This window comes from Pseudomonas sp. B10 (assembly GCF_900156235.1).
GTDB classification, from domain to species: Bacteria; Pseudomonadota; Gammaproteobacteria; order Pseudomonadales; family Pseudomonadaceae; genus Aquipseudomonas; species Aquipseudomonas siliginis.
In genome coordinates this window covers 3,481,076-3,502,693 of record NZ_LT707063.1, presented here as the reverse complement: position 1 = coordinate 3,502,693, position 21,618 = coordinate 3,481,076, and the positions used below count along the sequence as shown (strand labels likewise).

19 protein-coding genes are annotated in these 21,618 nt (G+C 60.8%); 11 read left to right on the top strand and 8 right to left on the bottom strand.

Annotated elements, in window-relative coordinates; translation table 11 throughout:
* The first annotated feature begins 6 nt into the window (after nucleotides 1-6).
* On the top strand, nucleotides 7-1,191 hold the full coding sequence (locus tag BXA01_RS15935; protein ID WP_076564696.1) for a DUF3142 domain-containing protein: 1,185 nt from the start codon (nucleotides 7-9) through the stop codon (nucleotides 1,189-1,191).
* On the top strand, nucleotides 1,178-3,313 hold the full coding sequence (locus BXA01_RS15930; RefSeq protein WP_076564694.1) for a hypothetical protein: 2,136 nt from the start codon (nucleotides 1,178-1,180) through the stop codon (nucleotides 3,311-3,313). Before BXA01_RS15935 ends, BXA01_RS15930 begins: the two co-directional genes overlap by 14 nt.
* On the opposite strand, the gene BXA01_RS15925 is transcribed toward BXA01_RS15930, so the two are convergent.
* A complete protein-coding gene (locus tag BXA01_RS15925) occupies nucleotides 3,310-3,939 on the bottom strand; it encodes a LysE family translocator (RefSeq protein WP_076564692.1) in 630 nt (209 codons plus the stop codon). The two genes, BXA01_RS15930 and BXA01_RS15925, sit on opposite strands and share 4 nt — an antisense overlap.
* A gap of 146 nt (nucleotides 3,940-4,085) precedes the next feature.
* Between BXA01_RS15925 and BXA01_RS15920 the strand changes: the two genes are divergently transcribed.
* Nucleotides 4,086-4,559 (top strand): Lrp/AsnC family transcriptional regulator, encoded by a 474-nt coding sequence (locus BXA01_RS15920; RefSeq protein WP_041476556.1) that lies wholly within the window; start codon nucleotides 4,086-4,088, stop codon nucleotides 4,557-4,559.
* Nucleotides 4,560-4,659: 100 nt separating this feature from the next.
* On the opposite strand, the gene lpdA is transcribed toward BXA01_RS15920, so the two are convergent.
* Nucleotides 4,660-6,060, bottom strand: coding sequence for a dihydrolipoyl dehydrogenase (gene lpdA, locus BXA01_RS15915; protein ID WP_076564690.1), 1,401 nt, complete (start codon nucleotides 6,058-6,060; stop codon nucleotides 4,660-4,662).
* Between the two features lie 210 nt (nucleotides 6,061-6,270).
* Between lpdA and hflK (BXA01_RS15910) the strand changes: the two genes are divergently transcribed.
* The 5 genes from hflK (BXA01_RS15910) (at nucleotide 6,271) to cfaB (ending at nucleotide 13,590) form a co-directional block, all read left to right on the top strand.
* On the top strand, nucleotides 6,271-8,232 hold the full coding sequence (gene hflK / locus BXA01_RS15910) for a protease modulator HflK (RefSeq protein ID WP_076564688.1): 1,962 nt from the start codon (nucleotides 6,271-6,273) through the stop codon (nucleotides 8,230-8,232).
* Nucleotides 8,229-9,272 carry a protease modulator HflC gene (gene hflC / locus BXA01_RS15905; RefSeq protein WP_076564686.1) on the top strand — a complete coding sequence of 348 codons (1,044 nt, stop codon included), beginning with the start codon at nucleotides 8,229-8,231 and terminating at the stop codon, nucleotides 9,270-9,272. The genes hflK (BXA01_RS15910) and hflC overlap by 4 nt, the downstream gene beginning before the upstream one ends.
* Entirely contained in the window at nucleotides 9,269-10,318 is a 1,050-nt protein-coding gene (gene hflK, locus BXA01_RS15900) for a protease modulator HflK (RefSeq protein WP_076564684.1), read from the top strand. Before hflC ends, hflK (BXA01_RS15900) begins: the two co-directional genes overlap by 4 nt.
* A complete protein-coding gene (locus BXA01_RS15895; protein ID WP_076564682.1) occupies nucleotides 10,315-12,225 on the top strand; it encodes a cation-translocating P-type ATPase in 1,911 nt (636 codons plus the stop codon). The genes hflK (BXA01_RS15900) and BXA01_RS15895 overlap by 4 nt, the downstream gene beginning before the upstream one ends.
* A 177-nt stretch (nucleotides 12,226-12,402) precedes the next feature.
* Nucleotides 12,403-13,590: a C17 cyclopropane fatty acid synthase CfaB gene (cfaB, locus tag BXA01_RS15890; protein WP_076564680.1), complete on the top strand. Its 1,188-nt coding sequence runs from the start codon at nucleotides 12,403-12,405 to the stop codon at nucleotides 13,588-13,590.
* A 10-nt stretch (nucleotides 13,591-13,600) separates the two neighbouring features.
* On the opposite strand, the gene cls is transcribed toward cfaB, so the two are convergent.
* On the bottom strand, nucleotides 13,601-15,040 hold the full coding sequence (gene cls / locus BXA01_RS15885; protein WP_076564678.1) for a cardiolipin synthase: 1,440 nt from the start codon (nucleotides 15,038-15,040) through the stop codon (nucleotides 13,601-13,603).
* Nucleotides 15,041-15,171: 131 nt separating this feature from the next.
* Between cls and BXA01_RS15880 the strand changes: the two genes are divergently transcribed.
* Nucleotides 15,172-15,690, top strand: a complete 519-nt coding sequence (locus BXA01_RS15880; protein WP_076564676.1) for a DUF3617 domain-containing protein — start codon at nucleotides 15,172-15,174, stop codon at nucleotides 15,688-15,690.
* 84 nt (nucleotides 15,691-15,774) lie between these two features.
* Here BXA01_RS15880 and BXA01_RS15875 read toward each other — a convergent pair whose 3' ends face one another.
* From BXA01_RS15875 to BXA01_RS15855, 5 genes are all read right to left on the bottom strand, one after another.
* Complete coding sequence (locus BXA01_RS15875) at nucleotides 15,775-16,650, bottom strand: metal ABC transporter substrate-binding protein (RefSeq protein ID WP_076564674.1); 876 nt, start codon at nucleotides 16,648-16,650, stop codon at nucleotides 15,775-15,777.
* Between the two features lie 11 nt (nucleotides 16,651-16,661).
* Nucleotides 16,662-17,531, bottom strand: a complete 870-nt coding sequence (locus BXA01_RS15870) for a metal ABC transporter permease (RefSeq protein ID WP_076564672.1) — start codon at nucleotides 17,529-17,531, stop codon at nucleotides 16,662-16,664.
* The gene (locus BXA01_RS15865; RefSeq protein ID WP_076564670.1) at nucleotides 17,531-18,199 is read right to left on the bottom strand and encodes a metal ABC transporter ATP-binding protein; all 669 of its coding nucleotides are present in this window, start codon (nucleotides 18,197-18,199) and stop codon (nucleotides 17,531-17,533) included. Before BXA01_RS15865 ends, BXA01_RS15870 begins: the two co-directional genes overlap by 1 nt.
* Nucleotides 18,196-19,092, bottom strand: coding sequence for a GTP cyclohydrolase FolE2 (folE2, locus tag BXA01_RS15860; protein ID WP_076564668.1), 897 nt, complete (start codon nucleotides 19,090-19,092; stop codon nucleotides 18,196-18,198). Before folE2 ends, BXA01_RS15865 begins: the two co-directional genes overlap by 4 nt.
* Nucleotides 19,093-19,175: 83 nt before the next feature.
* The gene (locus BXA01_RS15855) at nucleotides 19,176-19,553 is read right to left on the bottom strand and encodes a glutamine synthetase (protein ID WP_076564666.1); all 378 of its coding nucleotides are present in this window, start codon (nucleotides 19,551-19,553) and stop codon (nucleotides 19,176-19,178) included.
* A 208-nt stretch (nucleotides 19,554-19,761) separates the two neighbouring features.
* On the opposite strand from BXA01_RS15855, the gene zigA reads away from it, so the two are divergent.
* Together zigA and BXA01_RS15845 are read left to right on the top strand one after the other, a co-directional pair.
* On the top strand, nucleotides 19,762-20,967 hold the full coding sequence (gene zigA / locus BXA01_RS15850) for a zinc metallochaperone GTPase ZigA (protein ID WP_076564664.1): 1,206 nt from the start codon (nucleotides 19,762-19,764) through the stop codon (nucleotides 20,965-20,967).
* Nucleotides 20,967-21,617, top strand: a complete 651-nt coding sequence (locus BXA01_RS15845; protein WP_076564662.1) for a DUF1826 domain-containing protein — start codon at nucleotides 20,967-20,969, stop codon at nucleotides 21,615-21,617. The genes zigA and BXA01_RS15845 overlap by 1 nt, the downstream gene beginning before the upstream one ends.
* The last annotated feature ends 1 nt before the right edge of the window (nucleotide 21,618 follow it).

Below are 21,618 nucleotides of genomic sequence, written 5' to 3'. Positions count from 1 at the left end.
CAAGGTATGCGGTTGATTGTGTGTCTGTTCCTTGGCGTCTTGCTTGCGGGTTGCGAGCAACACGTCGCGCCGGCCCTCGACCAGCAACTCTACGTCTGGCAACGCCAGTGGATACCTGCGCACGAACCGGCATTGCGCGACAGTCGCACTGACTTCTCGACCCTGCGCGTACTGGCATTGCAGGCCTTTCCCGGCGAACGGTGGAGCAGGGCGCGGGTTGATCCGGCATTGTTGAAAGCCGATGGTCGCGCTCTGATCGCAGTGATTCGCCTCGATGGCCAGTTGCAGTCGCTGGACCAGCGGCAGGTCACCGCACAGATCCTGCAAGTCATCGCCGATTGGCAGGCGCAAGGCCTTACGGTGGACGGTGTCGAAATCGACCACGATGCCGGCAACGCGCGGCTGCCGGCGTACGCTGAATTCCTCAAACATTTGCGTGCGGCGTTGCCGCCTTCGTTGCCTTTGAGCATCACCGCGCTGCCGGCCTGGCTCGACAGCGTGCAGTTGCCAGCGCTGTTGCAAAGCGTCGACAGCAGCGTGTTGCAAGTCCACGCCGTGAGCGATCCGCGACTGGGTCTTTTCGACGCCAGGCAGGCGTTGAAGTGGGCCAAGGCCTGGGCACATGTCAGCGACAAACCGTTCTATCTGGCGCTGCCGGCCTACGGCGTTGCGCTGTTGAGCGATGACGGTGGCGCGCCGGTAGTGGAAAGCGAAGTGCAACTGGAGCGCGGCGGCCAGCGCCGGGAATTGCTCGCCGATCCGCAGCAACTCAGCCAATTGGCCAAAACCTTGCGCGAGGATCCGCCTGAGCATCTGGCCGGGTTGATCTGGTTTCGCTTGCCGCTGACCAACGATCGTCGCGCCTGGAGCCTCACCACTTTGCGCGCCGTGGCGCGGGGCGATGGGCTGAACAGTCGGTTGGATCTGTCATTCAAAGAGCAGGATGGACTCTATGACATCCAGCTCGAAAACCGCGGCAATCTCGACAGCCCGTGGCCCGCGAAAATTACCTTGAAGGCGCAGGATTGTGCAGGTGCCGATGCGCTCGCCGGTTACTCGTTGCAACAAAGTGCCAATCTGCTTACCTTCACCCGCCTGCGTGACGGTCGCTTGCCGGCGGGCGGGCAGCGCGCTGTCGGTTGGGCGCGTTGTGCACATATTGATCAAGGAGGTTCGCATGTTGACCCGTAACTGGCCCCGCCATCTGCTCTGCCTGAGCCTCAGCCTGCCGCTGGGTTCGGCGCTGGCCTGCGGCCCGGACTTCCCGATGCGCCTGCTCGACAATCGCGCGCAGACCCTCGCCGATCTGCCCGAAGGCAGTTTCAGCTTCGAAGTCAGTCGCCTGGGTAAAACCATTGCCGGGCTGAAAAATGTCACAGCGGCGACCCACAACCCCAACGATTATGCCGAAGACAACGCGTCAGAGCTGGCGCGCGAACAGGCTGAGCAGGTTGGCCTGAGCGCCGAGCAATACGCTGTGGTCAAGCGCCTGCGCGGGCTCAGCGATGCCCATCAGGCCGAGGAACAGGGCGCCGGTCTGCCGGCGGAAATCCGTTTGTATGTCGCCGGCGCCGTGGCCTTTGCCACCGGTGATCATCAATTGGCCAGTGAGTATTTCAACAAGGTGCTGGCGCTGCCGGCGGACCAGCGTCCTTTGCGCAGCACGTGGGCGGCGTATTCCCTCGGGCGCATCGCCTTCGCCATGAGCAACGAGGCGCACGATCGCATCGAAGCGCTGGAAGAAGCGCGCGATGCCTTCCGCCAGGCCCGGCAACTGAGCATCGACGGCTTCAGCGATCCGTTGGAACTGGGCGTTGCCAGCCTCGGTGAAGAGGCGCGGGTGCTGCGCAGTGCGGGCGACTGGAGCGGCGCCATCGAACTGTACGAAGCACAGAACCTGCACGGTTCGGCCGTCGGTTACACCTCGCTCAAGCAACTGATGAACGAGCTGGCCGAATTACCGGAATCTCAGCTGGCCAAACTGCTCCAGCAGCCAGCAGTGCAGCAACTGGTCACGGCGTCGCTGGTCAGTCGTCAAGGCTGGTCATTTGGTGAGCAGCCGCCAAACGAGAAGAAACTGGTGACGCTGTTGCAGAGCAGCACCCGTGGCAGCCTCGACAATGCCGATCGACTGGCGGCGATGAGTTATCAACAGGCTGACTACGCGTCTGCCAAGGCCTTTCTGGTAAATGCCGGGGACGGCGGGCTGGCCTGGTGGCTGCGGGCAAAACTCGCAGTGCGTGAGGGCGACACGACTGCCGCTGCCGCCGCTTATGCCAAAGCCGCCCAGGCCTTTCCGCAGAATGAAGACTGGGGTTATCGCCGCACGCCGGACTGGGCGTTTGAAACGGTACAGCCAAAATGCCGGGTGGAGGGCGAAAGCGCGATCCTGGCGCTGCATCGCGGCGAATACCTGCAAGCGTTCGTGCAGCTGTATCGCAGCAACAGCCTTTACTGGTTCGATGCCGCCACCGTTGCCGAGCGGGTGCTGACGGTCGATGAGCTCAAGCGGTACGTCGATGAGAACGTGCCGGCGCCGCCGCCATTGACGCAGCAGGAGCGCGATAACTATGTGCCGTTGTCGGTGGCCGCCAATCTGCGCAATCTGCTCGGTCGGCGCTTGCTGCGAGAAGGGCGATACGAGGACGCGGTCGGTTATTTCGCCAGTGACGATCTGCAGCACAAGGCCCGGCTCTATGGCGAGCAACGGCTCAAGGCCGAGTCGGCGTGGTGGCCGAGCAAACGCGCCAGTGCGTTGTACAACGCAGCGTGGACAGCCCGGGAGTGGGGCATGGACATCCTCGGTTATGAGATGGCCCCTGATTACGCCACCTTCGGTGGCAATTACACGCTGGAGAGCACGAAGCTGGATGTCGGCCCGCTGATTTCCACGGCGGAAGTGCAGCGCCAGCAGGCCAGCGCCGCGCAACCGGATCAGCGTTATCACTATCGTTTTGTCGCCACGGCACTGGCCAGACGCGCCGCCGATAACCTGCCGCACACCAGTCAGGCGTTTGCCGCCGTGTTGTGCAACGCGGCCGGCTGGAAGAGCAGCCTTGAGGACCAGAGTGCGCTGTATCAGCGCTACGTCAAGGAAGGCCCTTATGTGCCGTGGGCGCAAGACTTCGGCAATCAATGCCCGTACCCGGACTTCGAAAATGCCGACAAGCGTTACGTTACCCAAGTGACCGATGCCGTGCGGGGGACGCTGCGACCGTACAAGTGGCCGGTACAGATCGGCGCGATCGTCGTAGTCGCGGCCATCGCGTTATTGCTGATCACCCGTCGTCAGCGCAAGGTACGCAAGGCTTAAGTCTGCTGAAGGAAGCTCAGGCGTACGGCGAAGCCAATCAACAGGCTGCCGAACAACCATTGCTGAACGCGCTGGGCGGTTGGACTGTGTTGCAGCCAACGGCCCAGAGCCGCGCCTGTCAGGGCAACCACGCTGTCGAACAGCAGGCCGACGGCGACCAGCACCATGCCAAGCACGGCAAACTGGCTCAGCACCGGCGCGCCGTGACTGACGATGAATTGCGGCAGCAGCACTGAGCAGAACAGCAAAGCCTTGGGATTAAGCAGGTTGGTCAGCAAGCCTCGACGGATCGCATCGCGCCACTGGCCGGGAGCAGGTGCCTGCTCTTGGTTTTGCAGACTCGGTACCAGCGAGCTGCGCAAACACTGGATACCGATCCACAACAAATAGGCCGCGCCAGCGATACGCACCACGTCAAACGTCCACGGCGCCGTTTTGAACAGCGCCGCCAGCCCCAATGCCGCCAGTGCCACGTGGCTGGCGCGGGCGATGGCCAGGCCCAGCGCGGTGGCCAGCGCCGCCGCTCGACCTTGCCGCGCACCGGTTTGCAACAGCAGGATCATGTCCGGTCCCGGCAGTAGCAGAACCACAGCCAGCGTCAGAATAAACAGCCAAAGACTTGCCACATCACACCCCGTTTTCGATGTCGATTTTCTCGCGCCAGTCTAGAGCGAGACGGCAGGGCAGGTGCTTGCGTAGTCGGCTTCAATTGTTCACAGCTTTGGCATAACCTGCTGGTTTTCAACCGTCAGACTATCGGGATCTGCCAAAGATGAAACTCGATGCTTATGACCGCAAGATTCTCGCTGCGCTGCAGCGCAACGGGCGCCTGAGCAATGTCGAGCTGGCGGAAGAAATCGGACTGTCGGCTTCACCGTGCCTGCGCCGGGTGCGCATGCTGGAAGAGGCGGGGGTGATTCGAGGCTACCAGGCCAATCTGGATCGCGATGAAGTCGGGCTGGGGCTGACGGTGTTTGTCGGGGTCAAGGTCGAGCGGCACAACGAAGAACGCGCCGAGGCTTTTTATGCCGCTGTTACTGCGTTGCCTGAGGTGGTCTCAGCGTTTCTGGTGTCCGGCGAATCGGATTTTTTGTTGCAGGTAGTGGTGCCTGACTTGCGCGCTTATGACCGCTTTGTCAGCGGCCATCTGCTCAAGCTTCCGGGTGTGAGCGATATTCGCAGCAACTTTGCCATTCACACGGTGAAGGCGCCGGGCGCACTGCCGCTGGGGCATTTGCCGCTGTAGACCGGGTGGCGCCATTCGCGAGCAGGCTCGCTCCCACAGGGGGAACGCATTCCAAAGTGGGAGCGAGCCTGCTCGCGAAGACGGCGGCAAGGTTTGGAACCTACATCTGCGTCGCCATCCCCTCGACATTCATCGCTGCCTGCCGCAACGCTTCCGAACGCGTCGGGTGCGGATGGCAGGTCAGGGCAATGTCCTCGGCCGAGGCGCTGAACTCCATCGCCACACAGAACTCGCCGATCATCTCGCTCACGCTCGGCCCGACCAGATGCACGCCGAGCACTTCGTCCGTGCGCTCGTCGGCGAGGACTTTGGCAAAGCCTTCTGTTTCGTGATTGATCTTCGCCCGGCTGTTGGCAGTGAAGGGAAACTTGCCGACCTTGTAGGCACGGCCCTCGGCCTTGAGCTGTTCTTCGGTCTGGCCGACGCTGGCCAGTTCCGGTTGGGTGTAGATGACGTTAGGGATCAGCGCGTAATTGACCTCGCCGGCCTTGCCGTGGATCTGCTCGACGCAGGCCATGGCTTCGTCTTCAGCCTTGTGCGCAAGCATCGGCCCTGACGTGACGTCGCCGATCACCCAGACCCCGGCGGCTTCGGTGCGATGTTGCTTGTTGGCGAGCATGCCACGTTTGTCGGTACTCAGGCCGACGTTCTCCAGCCCCAGGCCTTGGGTGTACGGACGGCGCCCGATGGCCACCAGCACATAGTTGGCTTCGATCAGCTCAGCCGTACCACCAGCGGCAGGCTCGACGCTCAGCTGCACGCCTGTAGCTGAGCTAGTGGCGCTGGTGACCTTCGAGCTCAGTTTGAAGGCGATGCCTTGCTTGCTCAGCGCGCGCTGCAAGGTCTTGCCGGCCTCGCCATCGACGCCGGGGCAGATGCGATCAAGGTATTCGACCACGGTGACCTGCGCGCCGAGTCGGCGCCATACCGAACCCAGCTCCAGGCCGATCACCCCGGCACCAATGACCACCAGATGTTTGGGTACTTCACTCAACGACAGTGCGCCGGTGGAGTCGAGGATGCGCTGGTTGTCGATCTCGACGCCGGGCAGGGGAGTGGGTTCGGAGCCGGTGGCAATGATGATGTCCTTGGCGCTGAGCTCGCTCTTGTTGCCTTGGGCGTCGGTCACCGTCACTTTGCCCGGGCCGTCGATATGGCCCCAACCCTTGATCCAGTCGACTTTGTTCTTGCGAAACAGAAACTCGATGCCCTTGGTCAGGCCGGCGACGCTTTCGTCTTTCTGTTTCATCATCTGCGCAAGGTTCAGCGTCGGTTTGACCTCGATGCCGAGATTGGCGAACTCCGTGCCCACCGCAGCGGCGTACAGCTCCGACGCGTGCAGCAAGGCTTTGGACGGCATGCAACCGACGTTCAGGCAGGTGCCGCCGAGGGTTGCACGTCCTTCAACGCAAGCGGCCTTGAGCCCGAGCTGGCCGGCGCGGATCGCTGCGTTATAACCGCCAGGGCCGCCGCCCAGAATCACCACGTCATAGTTGCTCATGCGCTTGCTCCAGATTGCTCGATGGGGATAGCCAAGATTAGTCGCGATAAAAATTATGTGCGTAATATGAGCTTCGTCGAACATTTCGGTCAAGGCTTCAGGCAAGCGACAGCTGCGGCATCTTTGAATAAGCACAATTGTGTACGAATATTTCACAGTTTCCGTTATATCGTAACGCTATGAACGCAGGGCCTACATTTTCGGGGTGTTATGCAAGTCGATCTTGAGTTGGACGCCACGCCAGTCACCGGGCTGCCGCGCTTTCAGCAGGCAGCTGCGCAGTCACGCAAATTGCGTCGGTTGGCGTATGGACTCGGCGCAGTGGCCGCGTCGGGCTGGGCGCTGGCGTTTTTCGTCGGCCTGTTTGCGCCGCAGTCCCTGTGGTTACCGCTATTGGTCAATCAGAGCGCGGCGTTGCTGGTGCTCGTCTCCGGTCTGCAATCGGCGTGGTGGGTGGCGCAATGGCGCGCGCGGGTGATGCATCCGCCCGCTTCGCAATCGACCGTTGTGGAGGAGGGCGCTGCAGCCGAGGGCTGGTACGAAAGGCTGCTGGAGCGCTTGAGTCAGCAGAGCCGCCATCTGCTTGGACAAATCGGTGCGCCGACGTTGTGGCTCGGCGGCTGGGCGTTGCTGGTTCTGCTTGGTATTGAGCAGGGGTGGAATCTCACGTTGCCTGCGGCGGCCTTGGGGCTGTCGGCGAGCATCGGTGCGGCATTGGCGTTGTTGCTGGCGTTTGCCCTGCTGGTGCTGGAGCGGCAACTGACGCAGGAGCCGCCGGAGCAATGGCCGGAAGCGGCTGCGCTGGCACAACTGACCCGGGTGCTGATCATCACCCTGTTGATCGGTGCGCTGTGTCTGTTGTTTGCCAGCGAAGACGCAGTCTGGCCGGCGCGTGTTGCGGTATTCAGCGCAATCCTGCCGATGTTGGTTGCCATCGAACTGTTATTGCGCGCGGTGCTGTCTGTTTTCAGCCCGCGCCGCGAACAACTCGAACCGACCCTGCTGGCGCGCAGTTTTATCGCCGATATGCTGCGTTGGCCGCCGCAGCCGTGGCTGGCGTTACAGCATGAAATGCACAACCGTTTCGGCATCGATTTGCGCCAGATCTGGGCCTTCAGTTACATGCGCCGGGCGTTGTTGCCGGTGTTGGCAGTGGTCGCCCTTAGCGGTTGGCTGCTGACAGGGGTACATGAAATTCCCCTGCAAGGTCGCGGCATCTATGAGCGCTTCGGTAAACCGGTACAGGTTTTCGGCCCGGGTTTGCATAGCGGGTTGCCTTGGCCATTGGGGCGTGTGATCTCCGTTGAAAACGGCGTGGTCCATGAGCTGGCAACCAGTGTTGGCGACAAGCCAATCGCTGTGCAGTCCGACTCCGCTGAAGGCCCGGCGCCGCTGACCGCCAACCGTTTGTGGGACGCCAGCCACGTCAATGACAAATCCCAGGTCATCGCCAGCAGCCGCGGCGCGCAACAGGGCCTGCAAATCGTCAACATGGACGTGCGCTTCGTTTATCGCATCGGTTTGAACGACGAGGCGGCGCTCGCCGCGACCTATAACAGCGCCGATGTACCGACGTTGATTCGCAGCACCGCCAGCCGCATCCTGGTTCACGATTTTGCCTCGCGCACCCTCGACGGTCTGCTCGGCAACGACAGGGCAGGGCTGGCCGAGGAAATCGGTCGCGCAGTGCAAAGGGATCTGAACAGATTGAACAGTGGCGTGGAGATCCTTGCCACAGTCGTCGAAGCGATTCATCCACCGGCCGGCGCGGCGAATGCCTATCACAGTGTGCAAGCGGCGCAGATCGGCGCGCGGGCGTTGATCGCTCGCGAACGCGGGGCGGCTGCGCAGGCCACTAACGAGGCGCAGTTGCAGGCGAGTACGGCGTGGGATCAGGCAACGGCAAACGCGCGGGAGATCAACGCCGCTGCGCAAACCGCCGACCTGAAATTCAGCGCCGAACAGAAAGCCTTCGCCAGTGCTGGCCAGGCTTTTGTGCTGGAGCAATATCTCAGCCAGCTCAGTCAGGGCTTGAGTAAAGCCAGGTTGCTGGTGCTCGACCATCGATTTGGCGGCAGCGCAAATGCGCCAACCATCGATCTCCGCACTTTCACGCTGCCGACTGATCCGTCGCCCGCCCGTACCACCGCTCAACCTGGAGCCACCCATTGAGCCAGTCGCCTGTTCATGACGTTCACGACCACAGCGGCCACGATCACGGCCACGGCGGGCATCACCATCATCATGGTCATCACCACCATCACGGCGAGGTGCCAGAAGTCGGACCATTTCCGTGGCGGCGTATGAGCTGGGCTGCGTTGCTGGTGGCGTTTGCCATTGCCGCCGCGAGTCTGGTGCAAGTGCGCTCCGGTGAAGCCACGGTCATCACCCGTTTCGGTAATCCTTCGCGGGTATTGCTTGAACCCGGTTTGAGCTGGCGCTGGCCTGCACCGTTCGAAGTGGCGATCCCGGTGGACTTGCGTCTACGTACCACCTCAAGTGGTTTGCAGGACGTCGGCACCAAGGATGGTTTGCGCATCATCGTTCAGGCCTACGTGGCGTGGCAGGTGCAGGGTGATCCCGAACACGTGCAGCGTTTCATGCGTGCCGTGCAGAATCAGCCGGACGAAGCGGCGCGGCAGATTCGCACCTTTGTCGGCTCGGCACTGGAGACCACGGCCAGCAGTTTCGATCTGGCCAATCTGGTCAACACTGATGCCAAACAAGTGCGCATCGGCGATTTTGAAGCGCAGTTGCGTCAGCAGATCGACCAACAGTTGCTCGCTACTTATGGCGTGCGCGTGGTGCAGGTCGGTATCGAGCGGCTGACTTTGCCCTCGGTCACGCTCAGCGCCACGGTCGACCGCATGCGCGCCGAGCGTGAAACCATTGCTACGGAACGTACAGCGATCGGCAAACGCGAAGCGGCGCAAATTCGCTCCGCCGCCGAGCGCGATGCGCGAATCGTCCAGGCTGATGCAACGGTGAAAGCCGCTGACATTGAAGCGCAATCGCGAGTCGAGGCTGCGCAGATTTATGGGCGCGCCTACGCCAGCTCGCCGCAGCTCTATAACCTGCTGCGCTCCCTCGATACCCTCGGCACCATCGTTACGCCGGATACCAAATTGATTCTGCGCACCGATGCTGCGCCGTTCCGTGTGTTGGTCGACGGCCCACCGACTCTCGACAAAAAAGTCGGATCGCAGCCATGAGCGAAGAAGTTCCACGTGGAACACATGCGTTGAACAGTCCGTGGATCCAGGCCGGACGTCTGACCTTCATCGCCCTGTATGCGATCACCGTGTTGGCGGCACTGGCATGGGCGTTCTCGAATGTTCGGCAGATTGATCCGCAGAACCGCGCCGTGGTGCTGCACTTCGGCGCGCTTGATCGCGTTCAGAATGCCGGGCTGTTATGGGCGTGGCCGCAACCCTTTGAGCAGGTGGTTCTGTTGCCGGCGGCTGACCGGGTGATCGAGCGTCGAGTGGAAAATCTGTTGCGCAGTGACGAGGCGTTGAAGGCTGACCGGGTAGCGTCCTTCGCCACGCCATTGAGCGATGCACTCGCCGGGTCTGGTTATTTATTGACCGGCGATGCCGGCGCAGTGCAACTGGACGTGCGAGTGTTTTACCAAGTCTCCGATCCCTATGCGTTCGTGTTGCAGGGCGAACATGTGCTGCCAGCACTCGATCGGCTGGTGACGCGCAGCGCCGTGGCCCTGACCGCCGCGCGAGACCTCGACACCATTCTGGTCGCTCGACCGGAACTGATCGGCGCCGACAATCAGGCGGCCGAGCGTCGTGAGCGATTGCGCGGTGATCTGGTGCAAGGCATCAACGCGCGTCTCGCTGAACTGAAGGCGAGCGGGCAGGGCATCGGTATCGAGGTGTCGCGGGTCGATGTGCAATCGAGTCTGCCGGAGCCAGCGATCAGTGCTTTCAATGCGGTTCTGACCGCCAGTCAGCAGGCTGACAAAGCAGTGGCTAACGCGCGCACCGATGCCGAGAAACTTACCCAGTCCGCCAACGAACAGGCAGACCGCACGCTCCAAGTGGCTCACGCGCAGGCGGGCGAGCGTCTTGCAAAAGCCTCGACCGATACCGCAACCGTCTCGAGTCTGGCCACGTCCAGCGACCCGCAAATGCTCCTGCGTCTGTATCGCGAACGCCTGCCGAAAATTCTCGGTCAGGCCGGGTCGGTCACCACCGTCAACCCGAAAGACGATTCCCGGTTGATCATTCAAGGAGCCAGTCAATGACGGCGACCACCGCTGCCCCAGGCCTGTTGTCCTCGGCCGAACAACGTCGCGCCGCGCGCCAGTTGACCCTGGCGATGCTTGCGCTCGGGCTGCTGGGTCTGGGGCTGGTCTGGCGCCGGACACTCCCGGAGCAAACCGGTGTCAGCCAACTGCTGCTCGGTTTCGCCTCGTTGCTGGTAGCGGTTCCGGTGATGCGTTCGGCCTGGTACAGCCTGCGTTACCCGAGCCTGCACGGCATCACCGATCAGTTGATCGCGCTGGCCATGCTCGGTGCCTGGGCAACCGGTGATCTGCTCACTGCGGCGTTGTTGCCGATCATCATGATCTTCGGCCATGTGCTTGAGGAGCGCAGCGTGATCGGCTCCCAGGAAGCGATTAATGCGCTTGGCCAGTTGACCCGCAGCCATGCGCGCAAGCTGCAAGCAGACGGTTCGATCATCGAAGTGGACAACGGCACGCTCAGCGCTGGCGATGTTGTCGAGGTGCGGGCCGGTGATCGGGTGCCGGCGGACGGTCGGGTATTGTCCGGCCAGGCGAGTCTCGATACGGCGTCGATTACCGGTGAGTCGGTACCGGTGGAAGCTGGCGTCGGCATGCTGGTGTTCGGCGGCGCGATCAACCTCGATGGATTGCTGCGCGTCGAAGTCACCCGTACCGGCGACGAATCCACCCTGGGCAAAGTCATCGCTCTGATGCAAAACGCCGAGCGCTCGAAACCGCCGATCACGCGTTTGCTCGAACGCTATGCCGGCAGCTACATGGTGCTGGTCTTGTTGCTGGCGGCGGTGACCTGGTTCGTCACCCATGATGCACAGGCGATGCTCGCGGTGTTGGTGGCGGCGTGTCCGTGTGCGTTGGTGCTGTCGGCGCCGGCCACGGCGATTGCCGGTGTCGCCGTCGCCGCGCGTCACGGGATTCTGATTCGCAGCTCGGCGTTCCTCGAAGAACTCGCCGATCTGACCTCGCTGGTGGTCGACAAGACCGGCACGCTGACGTACGGCACGTTGCGTTTGCAGTCGATCGACAGCCTCAGTGTGGACACCAAAGAAGTGCAGGTGCTGGCCGCCAGTCTTGGCGCGGCAAGCAGTCATCCGGTGAGCCGGGCACTCGCTGGGCTGGTTGATCAGGAAGCGTATTGGCCTCTGAGCAACATCCATGAGCGCCAAGGCCTGGGCGTAGTGGCGACGACAGAGCAGGGCGAAGCTGCGCTCGGTCGTCCAGAGTTGTTCGCGCAACTGGGCATCACAACCACCCTCGTTCCTGAGCACGATGGCCCGATTGCCGGCCTGGCTTTGAACGGTGAATTCCTCGGCTGGCTGCTGCTAGCAGACAGCATCAAACCCGAAGCGCGCTTTGCCTTGAGCGAATTGCGTGAACTGGGGCTGGGACGCCAACTCCTGCTGACGGGGGATCGCCAGAGCGTCGCGCGAACCCTGGCGCAGGAAGTCGGGCTGAACGAAGTGCAGGCGCAAGCGCTCCCGGAGGACAAACTCAATCGCGTGCTCGAGGAAATCGGTCACGGCTTCCGCCCGATGGTGGTAGGCGACGGCATCAACGATTCACTCGCGCTCAAGGCCGGCGTGGTCGGTGTGGCGATGGGCGCTGGCGGGGCCGACATTGCTCTGGCGTCAGCCGACATCGTGTTGATCGGCAGCGATCTGCGTCGCCTCGGTACTTGCGTGCGCTTGAGTCGTCAGTGCCGGCGTACTTTGCAGGTCAACGTGATTATCGGCCTCGGCTGGACGCTGGCCATCGTAGTCTTCGCGGCGTTCGGTTGGCTGGGTGCCGCCGGGGCGATGATCGCGGCGCTGCTGCATAACCTGAGTACCTTGTTGGTGTTGGGCAACGCCGGACGTTTGCTGCGCTTTCAGGAGCCATTGCTCAGGCTCGACGCTCAGGCTAAATGAAAGAAAATTCATCGAACCGCCGAGTGCACAGGCAGTCATCTGTCGTAAGGCGCGTCGTCTGGGGCGTTCAGCCGATGTGCCGATCACGATAGACAAGGCCGACCGAATCGATAGCCTGCTATTTTTCCAGGTTGGTCTACCCTCAGATCAGACGTCTGAAACAAGGGGGGATTTTCCATGCTCGCGCAACTTCCACCGGCCTTACAGAATCTGCAGTTACCGCTTCGCCTGCGACTCTGGGACGGCCACGAGTTCAATCTGGGCCCGACGCCCAGCGTAACCATCGTCGTCAAGGACCCGCAGATGGTTACTCAATTCACCCACCCAAGCCTGGATGCGCTGGGTGCGGCGTTCGTCGAAGGCAAGCTGGAACTGGAGGGCTCGATCAGCGAGGTCATCCGGGTTTGCGATGAGTTGAGCAATGCGCTGCTCGACCAGGACGAAGACAGTCAGCCGGTGCGTGCGCATCACGACAAGGACACTGACGCCAAGGCCATTTCCTACCACTACGACCTGTCGAATGCGTTCTACCAGCTCTGGCTGGATAGCGACATGGCGTATTCCTGTGCCTATTTCGAAACCGGTAGCGAAACCCTCGAACAGGCGCAGCAAGCCAAATTCCGCCATCTGTGCCGCAAGCTGCGCTTGCAGCCGGGCGAGTATTTGCTGGATGTCGGCTGCGGTTGGGGCGGTTTGGCACGGTATGCGGCGCGAGAGTTCGGCGTAAAGGTGTTCGGTATTACTTTGAGCAAGGAACAGTTGGCGCTGGCGCAGGAGCGGGTCAAGGCCGAGGGTCTGGAAGATCAGGTCGAACTGCAATTGCTCGACTATCGCGATCTGCCGCAGGACGGCCGCTTCGACAAGGTTGTCAGCGTCGGTATGTTCGAACATGTTGGTCATGCCAATCTCGCCGAGTATTGCGCAACGCTGTTTGGCGCGGTGAAGGAGGGCGGCTTGGTGATGAACCACGGCATCACCGCCAAACACACCGATGGCCGCCCGGTTGGACGCGGTGCTGGAGACTTCATCGAAAAATACGTGTTCCCCAACGGCGAGCTACCGCATCTGGCGATGATCTCTACCGAGATCAGTGACGCCGGGCTGGAGATCGTCGATGTCGAAAGCCTGCGTCTGCATTACGCGCGCACGCTCGATCATTGGAGCGAACGATTGGAAGACAATCTCGAAACGGCGGCGAAACTGGTGCCTGAGCAGGCACTGCGTATCTGGCGTCTGTATCTGGCCGGTTGCGCGTATGCCTTTGCCCGGGGCTGGATCAATCTGCATCAGATCCTCGCTGTGAAAGCGCATCCGGATGGCAGCCACGAACTGCCTTGGACCCGCGACGACATCTACCACCCCTGAGACGGGGCGCTCAGAGTATCGGCGAAATCAGCCGGGCGATCCGCATGCCGACCTGTTGCAGGCGGTGGATCTCCCGGCTTTCTTCTTTGGCCACTTCATCGGCCAGGGCGAAATCGTCATTGAGCATTTGTTCCACGGCGGCGGCGAACTCACTGTCGACGGTCAGCAACATCACTTCGAAATTCAGGCGGAACGAGCGATTGTCCAGATTGGCGCTGCCGATGGCGCTGATTTCGCTGTCGATCAACACCACTTTCTGATGCAGGAAACCCGGTCGATAGCGGAACACCCGAACGCCGGCACGCACCGCCTCAAAGGCATACAGGCTGGACGCCGCATAGACGATGCGATGATCAGGCCGCGACGGCAACAGCAGGCGCACATCGACACCACGCAAAACTGCCAGCCTCAATGCCGCGAACACCGCTTCGTCCGGGACAAAGTAAGGGCTGGTGATCCATACGCGTTGCGTTGCTGCGTGAATGGCTTCGACGAAAAACAGCGAGCAGGTTTCGTAGGCATCCGCCGGGCCGCTGGCGAGCAATTGGCAAAGCACGCCATCCTCCGGGTACGTATCCGGAAGGATCAACGGCGGCAGAGTGCGAGCAGCCCAGAACCAGTCTTCCGCGAACGATTCCTGCATGCAGGCCACCACCGGCCCGCGGACTTTGACGTGGGTGTCACGCCACGGCGCCAATGGTGGCTTCTCACCCATGTATTCATCGCCGACGTTATGCCCGCCGACAAAGCCGACTACGCCATCGACTACAACGATTTTGCGGTGGTTGCGAAAGTTGACCTGAAAGCGGTTGAGCCAGCCGCTGCGCGTGGCAAAGGCTTTGACCTCGACGCCGGCATCACGCAACGCCTGCACGTAATGATGGGGCAGGGCATGGCTGCCGATGCGGTCGTAGAGCAAATGAATTGATACGCCTTCGGCGGCTTTCTGAAAAAGCAAATCACGCAAGCGCTGGCCGAGCCGATCGTCGTGGATGATGAAGAACTGGATCAGCACGGCTTCCTTCGCTTGTGCGATCGCCTGGAAAATCGCATCGAAGGTCGCGGTGCCGTTCACCAGCAGTTGCACCTCGTTGTTCGCCAGGCACGGCATGCGCCCCAGTTTCGGCATCGCGCGCAATGAGGCATAGGCACTCGAAGCGCGAGCGGCGAGGGCTTCTTCCACCCACGGGCGCCAGTTCAATTCGGAAATGGCCAGGCGCATCTGCTCGTTGGCCTGGCGCCGCGCCTTGATGTAGCCATCGAAGGTACTGCGACCAAATACCAGATACGGAATAAGCGTGAAGTAGGGAATGAAGATCAACGACAATGCCCAGGCGATCGAGCCTTGCGCTGTGCGCACGGTGAGCACCGCATGGATCGCAGCGATCGAACCGAGTGTGTGCAACAGGGCGATCAGGTAGCCGAAAATGTGCGGTCCGAAAAAATTCATGGGGCAGCCTTGCTCCGCGAGATGCAATGCTTAACAGACCATGTTCTGCGGCGAATGTCTCTATTTAATCGGTGCATGAACCGACGCAACCGGCCGGCGTCTAACGGCCACAACTGATCAGGAGTTTCTCGATGAACGTTCGTCTGCTGGGTTTGGCGCTGGGCCTGAGTTTGGCATTGCCGGTGGTTGCGCAGGCGCAAATGCTGCAGCCGGGGTTGTGGGAAATGTCCTCGAGTAATCTGAAGGTCGATGATCAGGCCATGGACGTGCAATCGATCCTTGGCCAGATCCAAGGCCAGATCACCCCGCAGCAGCGGGCGGCGCTGGAGAAGAACGGCATCAACATCGGCGGGAAGGGCATCCGCGCCTGCCTGACGCCGCAGCAGGTGGCAACCAACGATATCCCGCTGGCCGATCCGCAATCGGGCTGCAAGCAGCAGATCACCGAGCGCACCGGCAACCAATGGAAATTCCGCTTCAGCTGCCCGAAAGCCCAGGGCACAGGCGTGGCGACATTCCTCAGTGACCGCGAATTCACCACCGTTGCCAATGGCACCTTCAACGCCATCGGCATCAACCAGAAGGGCAGCCTGGAAACCCGTGCGGTGTGGCTGGGTCAGGATTGCGGCACGGTAAAACCCCGCGCTTAAAACCTTCGCAGCGCTCCACAGTTGGAACCCATTCCAACTGTGGGAGCGAGCCTGCTCGCGATTAGATCGGAAGTTCGCCTCAAGTCATGGCTGACTCAACGCCTTGTACAACGTATTGAGGTTGTATTCGAACAGCCCGGTAAAGGTGCTCGCCGGTCCACTCGCCGCCAGCGCATCCGAGTACAGCGTGCCGCCAATGTGCGCGCCGCTTTCATCCGCGATCTGCTTTAGCAGGCGCGCGTCCTTGATGTTTTCCATGAACACCGCTTTGACCTTGGCCTGGCGAATCTGCCTGATCAACGCAGCGACTTCGGCGGCGGAGGGTTCGCGTTCGGTGGACAAACCCTGTGGCGCGATAAAGTCGATGCCATAGGCCTGACCTAAATAGCCGAAGGCATCATGGCTGGTAACAATCTTGCGATTACCCGGCGGCAGCGCGCCGAGTTTGTTTTTGGCTTCGGCGAGCAGGGCATAGATCTGCTTGAGGTAGGTCTGGCTGTTGCGCTCGTAGTCAGCCTTGTTGGCCGGGTCGGCTGCGATCAGCGCCTTGGTAATGTTGGCGACGTACAACTCGGCGTTCGCTAGATTGTGCCAGGCGTGTGGATCCGCAACGGTCTCGCCGTCTTCATCGAGCGAGCGTGGAATCACCCCGCGACTGGCACTGATCACCGTTGCCTTACTGTCGGTGCTGGTCACCAGGCGATCCAGCCAAGGTTCGAAACCGAGGCCGTTCTTGATGATCACTTTGGCTTTGAGCAGCGCCTTGGCGTCATCCGGGGTCGGCTCGTAGGTGTGCGCATCGGCATCCGCGCCGACCATGTTGGTGATCTCAACGTGCTCGCCGCCGACCTGATGAACCATGTCGGCGAGGATGCTGAAGCTGGTGACCACCGGCAATTTTTCGGCGGCCGACAAGGACATCGACAGCATCAGGCTGAACAGCACGAATAGCGCGCGCATCGGGAAACACCTCATTGGGATGTGAGCAAAGGCGGGCGGCGCAGCAAACCGTGAACCGGTCCCAACACCACCGACAGCAGATAACCGACCCCCGCGACCAGCACGATGGCCGGGCCGCTGGGCAGCGAGTAGTAAAACGACAGCAGCAAACCGAGCCACACCGACACGCAGCCCATGACGGCGGCGACGGCAATCAGTATCGGCAGACGACGACTCCAGAATCTCGACGCGGCAGCCGGAAGCATCATCAGTCCCACTACCATCAGCGCGCCGATGGCCTGAAAACCGATCACCAGATTCAGTACGACGAGGGTAAGAAACACACCGTGGGCCAGAGGCCCGAGACGGCTGACGGTGCGCAAGAACAATGGGTCAAGTGTGTCCAGCAAGAGTGGTTTGTAGATTGCCGTCATGGCCATGAGGCTGATGGCCGAGACCCAAAGCATGCCGGTCAGTGTCGGCCCGTCTACGGCCAACGCTGAGCCGAACAGCAAGTGCAGAAGGTCGAGGCGCTTGCCGGCGATGCCAAGGATCAAAACGCCGCTGGCCAGTGAGATCGGATAGATCGCGGCGAGGCTGGCATCTTCTCGCAACCCCGTTCGCCGGGTGATCCAGGCCGCAAGTCCGGCCATGCTCAGCCCGGCGCCGAGGCCGCCGAGCGTCAGGGCAGGAAGGCTCAAACCGGCAAACCAGAATCCCAGCGCTGCACCAGGGAGAATGCCGTGGGCGACAGCGTCGCCGATCAGGCTCATCCGTCTGAGAATCAGAAACACGCCCAAGGGCGCCGTGCTGCACGCCAGCACCAGACCACCGAGCAGGGCCCGGCGCATGAACACAAACTCGCTGAACGGCTGCCAGAAATGGCTGACGGTGGCGAGCATCAGGCGACCTGCATGTGCGGCGTAGGCTGGATCAGTTCTCGGCTGGTTCCGTACACGCAGTGGCCGTTTTTGATCAGCAGCGTATGCGGGACGTGTTCTCGCACCGCCGCCAGGTCATGGCAGACCACAAGTAGTGTCCGGCCTTCGGCGTGCCAGTGGTGAATGTGCTGCCAGAGCAATTGCTGGCCGAGTTCGTCGAGTGCGGCGTGCGGTTCATCGAGCAACAGCACCGGGGCGTCAGCAAGGCTCAGTCGCGCGAGCAGGGCACGTTGTAGCTCACCGCCGGACAGGGCCATCAACGGACGCTGTTCGAGTCCACTCAAGTGCCAATCTTCCAATGCGTTTTTCAGTCGCTGCGTGCGCAGTTGCGTCGACAGCCGACGGCCCCAGAAACCTGCGGCGATGAGTTCTTCCAGGCTGATTGGGAACTGGCGATCAAGGTGCTGTTGTTGCGGCAGGAAGGAAATTCCGCTTTGGCGTGGAACAGCCATTTCCACTTTGCCAGCGAGGGGCTTCTGCAATCCGGCGATGACCTTTAGCAGGCTGCTTTTGCCGCAGCCGTTGGCGCCGATGATGGCGGTCAGGCTGGCGCTCTCGAACTCAAGACTCAGAGGCGTCGTCAGCGATTGACCGGGAGCGCCCCAGGCCAGTGATTGGCAGCGGATCATATTTGCTCCCGCTGCCAGCTGCTTTCGGCAACGGCATCATGGGCATGCAGGCTTTCGGCGTGGATCACGCGGATATGCAATCGGTTGATGCCGGGCGTGTGCCGCAGTGCCAGATTGAGGCGGCGCGCGGCGTCTTCGCAGAACATCAGGTTTTGCCCATTGGCGAGTGCGAAGGCTTGCTCGTCGGGGCGCTTTACTGCGGTCTGCACGGCGGTGCCCAGCACTGCTTCAGCGTCATCGATGATCGCGGTCAGCGGTAGCTCGTCGATGAAATTGTCGAGATGCAGGTGCAGTTGCGCATAGCTGCGCTGGCTATGCGGTGTCGCTACGATCCCTTTGGTTGAGCCAAGCCATGCCAAAACATCTGCGTGTTGCAGAGCCTTGTTGGCGAAATCGTCGACGAATTGCTGTTGGATCAATTGCCTTGCCAAGGCTGCCGAGCAGGGGCATGTCGAGGCATAGGGCAGTTCGATTTTTAGTTCCACGTGGAACATTTGCTGTTTCAAGCTTGCTGAAATCGTCGCCGAATAGGATTTCCACCCGGTCAGGGGGCTGACTAACGCCGGCCGTTTCAGCAATAAGTCGCTGTGAATGTTCAGATATGCGCAGGCGGATAGACCTTCGTGACTTACCAGAAAACCCTTGAGTACCTGATGCAGCAGAGCGGGAGAAAGGCTTCGCTGTTCGAGGGCTTCGAGTGCCAGATACAAGCGCGACATGTGAATACCACGCGCTTCACCATCATCGAGACTGACGCCAGCGTCGACTCTGGCGCTGAGGCGTTGGCTTTCGAGCACAACGGGTAGGGCAATCCCACGCATGCCTACCCAATCGAGTGGCAGTGCCTGGCGCGCAGATTGGGCGGCGATATCCGGGAGAGTAAGAGCATTCATGTTTGAGACCGTCGTATTGATCTCTATTTACGTTACATTATAACAATCCATTCGGCGATGCTTTTTTCATGAAAAGGTTTTCACTAGCAGCCCGTCATCTGGCTGCAAGTGAACCTTGCGCTGCTACCGCCCGAGCTGGAGAAGCGGTTGATGGTTGTCCAGCCGACACGACGGGTGTAGCCAACCCAAGCCTCGCCATCGGAGGCGATGCCGGTAAAAAAGGTTAATTGGCCGAAGCGGCTGTTGGTCTGCGCCCAATAGCGATGGCCGTTCTTCTCGAATCCGCGCAGGTAAAGCGTGGTGCCTACCGTATTCACGCTATAGGCATTGCCGTCGGCGTCTACACACGCCAGCAGATTAGCGCTGCGTGTGCAGTGCGCCGGCCCCGGCATGTGCGCCTGTGCTTGGCTGGCCAGCGACATAGCAAAGCTCAAAAGCAGGCATTTCAACCCCTTGTTCATTGCGAGTGTCCACGATCGGTGGTGCAGCAATTTGCGAAATCTCCTCTGTCGGACTGGCAAACTCAAGTTGTTATGCTATAACATAAATCGGAACCAGCCTGAGCTGCCGATACAATCATTTGCCTTCGTTGACCCGAGTAAATGAAGCGCAACGCGCCAAGCGCACACCTCAAAGCGCAAATCGGCTGCCATTTATGAGGATTATCCAATGTCAGCCAAATTGCCCGTCACCGTACTTTCAGGATTTCTCGGCGCCGGAAAAAGTACACTTTTGAATTACGTACTACGTAACCGAGACGGCTTGCGCGTTGCGGTGATCGTCAACGATATGAGCGAGATCAACATCGATGGCAGTGAAGTCCAGCGCGATGTCAGCCTGAACCGCGCTGAGGAAAAACTCATCGAAATGAGCAATGGCTGTATCTGCTGTACGTTACGTGAAGATTTACTGGAAGAAGTCAGCAAACTCGCCCGCGAGGATCGTTTCGATTACCTGCTGATCGAATCCACCGGCATTTCCGAACCGCTTCCGGTCGCTGAAACCTTCACCTTCCGCGATGAACAGGGGCAAAGCCTCGCCGACATTGCTCGCCTCGATACCATGGTCACCGTGGTCGACGGTGTGAATTTCCTGATCGATTACCAGGCGGCCGAAAGCCTCGCCTCTCGCGGCGAGATTCTCGGTGAAGATGACGAGCGCTCCATCACCGATCTGTTGATCGAGCAGATCGAGTTCGCCGACGTCCTGCTGATCAGCAAAATCGACCTGATCAGCCAGCACGAGCGTGAAGAACTCACCGCCATCCTCAAGCGCCTCAATGCCCAGGCTGAAATCATTCCAATGGTGATGGGCGAAATCCCCCTGGAGAAAATCCTCAGCACCGGTCGTTTCGATTTCGATCAGGCCGCACAAGCGCCCGGATGGCTAAAGGAATTGCGCGGTGAGCACGTCCCGGAAACACAGGAATACGGCATCGCGTCGACGGCCTACCGCGCCCGCCGGCCATTCCACCCGCAACGCTTCTTCAGCTTCATTGATCGGCCTTGGCTGAACGGCAAGCTGCTGCGCTCCAAAGGCTTCTTCTGGCTCGCCAGCAAACCCACCGATGCCGGTAGCTGGTCGCAGGCCGGCGGCTTGATGCGGCATGGATTCGCCGGGCGCTGGTGGCGTTTTGTGCCAAAGAATCAATGGCCGCAGGATCAGGAAAGTGTCCAGGCGATCATGGGAAACTGGATTCCAAGCGTAGGAGATTGCCGCCAGGAGCTGGTTTTCATCGGTCAGAACATAGATTTCCTACAGCTCTCCGCCGAACTCGATGCCTGTCTGCTGACCGACGAAGAAATGGCCATGGGTGTAGAAGGCTGGCGTTCGCTGCCTGATCCATTCGGCCCTTGGCACGAAGAGGCCGCCTGATGCTCGCACTCCAAGATCAGCCGCTTCTTACCCTTCAGCAGCACCAGGGTGTGACACCGCAAACGTTGACGCGAATCCTGGACGACCAGACCAATCTCGCCGTCTGGCAACGTCAGCTGCCCGTGCACATTGCCGACTTTGCGCAATTGGTGCTGTCGCTCAACGAGCCCTTGGCCGAGTCGCTATGTGTGGAATTGCCCGACGAAGATGCCGAACCGGATCTCGCCGGTCTGGCTGCAGGGCTGCGTGATCTGCACGGTTTCGAAGGTTTCATCAGCGATCTTAAATGGCTGATCAGTGCCTTCGCCTGCCTGCTCGGTGCGCGGCGTATCGGCGTGCGTTTGCGTGTGCTGGACAAGGCCATGTGTCCGCGTTTCCACGTCGATCACGTGCCGGTGCGCCTGATCACGACCTACGCTGGCATCGGCAGCCAATGGCTTGAGGAGGGTGCGATGGACCGCGCGCAACTTGGCCAGGCCGATGCCGAACCGCAAGATCCAGCGTCGATTCGCCAGCTCAACAGCGGCGATGTCGCGCTGCTCAAAGGCGAAAAGTGGCACGGCAATGAAGGCTTCGGCCTGATCCATCGTTCGCCGCAACCGGCACCCGGTGAACGCCGCCTGTTGCTGACCCTCGACTGGCTCGGCTGAC

Excerpts from the sequence above, each read along its gene's own strand:
- BXA01_RS15845 (WP_076564662.1), top strand. The coding sequence starts at position 20,967 with ATGCTCGCACTCCAAGATCAGCCGCTTCTTACCCTTCAGCAGCACCAG.
- BXA01_RS15875 (WP_076564674.1), bottom strand. The coding sequence starts at position 16,650 with ATGCGCGCGCTATTCGTGCTGTTCAGCCTGATGCTGTCGATGTCCTTG.
- BXA01_RS15935 (WP_076564696.1), top strand. The coding sequence starts at position 7 with ATGCGGTTGATTGTGTGTCTGTTCCTTGGCGTCTTGCTTGCGGGTTGC.
- BXA01_RS15855 (WP_076564666.1), bottom strand. The coding sequence starts at position 19,553 with ATGAACAAGGGGTTGAAATGCCTGCTTTTGAGCTTTGCTATGTCGCTG.
- lpdA (WP_076564690.1), bottom strand. The coding sequence starts at position 6,060 with ATGAGCAACTATGACGTGGTGATTCTGGGCGGCGGCCCTGGCGGTTAT.
- BXA01_RS15895 (WP_076564682.1), top strand. The coding sequence starts at position 10,315 with ATGACGGCGACCACCGCTGCCCCAGGCCTGTTGTCCTCGGCCGAACAA.
- cls (WP_076564678.1), bottom strand. The coding sequence starts at position 15,040 with ATGAATTTTTTCGGACCGCACATTTTCGGCTACCTGATCGCCCTGTTG.
- cfaB (WP_076564680.1), top strand. The coding sequence starts at position 12,403 with ATGCTCGCGCAACTTCCACCGGCCTTACAGAATCTGCAGTTACCGCTT.
- hflK (WP_076564684.1), top strand. The coding sequence starts at position 9,269 with ATGAGCGAAGAAGTTCCACGTGGAACACATGCGTTGAACAGTCCGTGG.
- BXA01_RS15865 (WP_076564670.1), bottom strand. The coding sequence starts at position 18,199 with ATGATCCGCTGCCAATCACTGGCCTGGGGCGCTCCCGGTCAATCGCTG.
- BXA01_RS15930 (WP_076564694.1), top strand. The coding sequence starts at position 1,178 with ATGTTGACCCGTAACTGGCCCCGCCATCTGCTCTGCCTGAGCCTCAGC.
- BXA01_RS15870 (WP_076564672.1), bottom strand. The coding sequence starts at position 17,531 with ATGCTCGCCACCGTCAGCCATTTCTGGCAGCCGTTCAGCGAGTTTGTG.
- folE2 (WP_076564668.1), bottom strand. The coding sequence starts at position 19,092 with ATGAATGCTCTTACTCTCCCGGATATCGCCGCCCAATCTGCGCGCCAG.
- BXA01_RS15880 (WP_076564676.1), top strand. The coding sequence starts at position 15,172 with ATGAACGTTCGTCTGCTGGGTTTGGCGCTGGGCCTGAGTTTGGCATTG.
- BXA01_RS15920 (WP_041476556.1), top strand. The coding sequence starts at position 4,086 with ATGAAACTCGATGCTTATGACCGCAAGATTCTCGCTGCGCTGCAGCGC.
- zigA (WP_076564664.1), top strand. The coding sequence starts at position 19,762 with ATGTCAGCCAAATTGCCCGTCACCGTACTTTCAGGATTTCTCGGCGCC.
- hflK (WP_076564688.1), top strand. The coding sequence starts at position 6,271 with ATGCAAGTCGATCTTGAGTTGGACGCCACGCCAGTCACCGGGCTGCCG.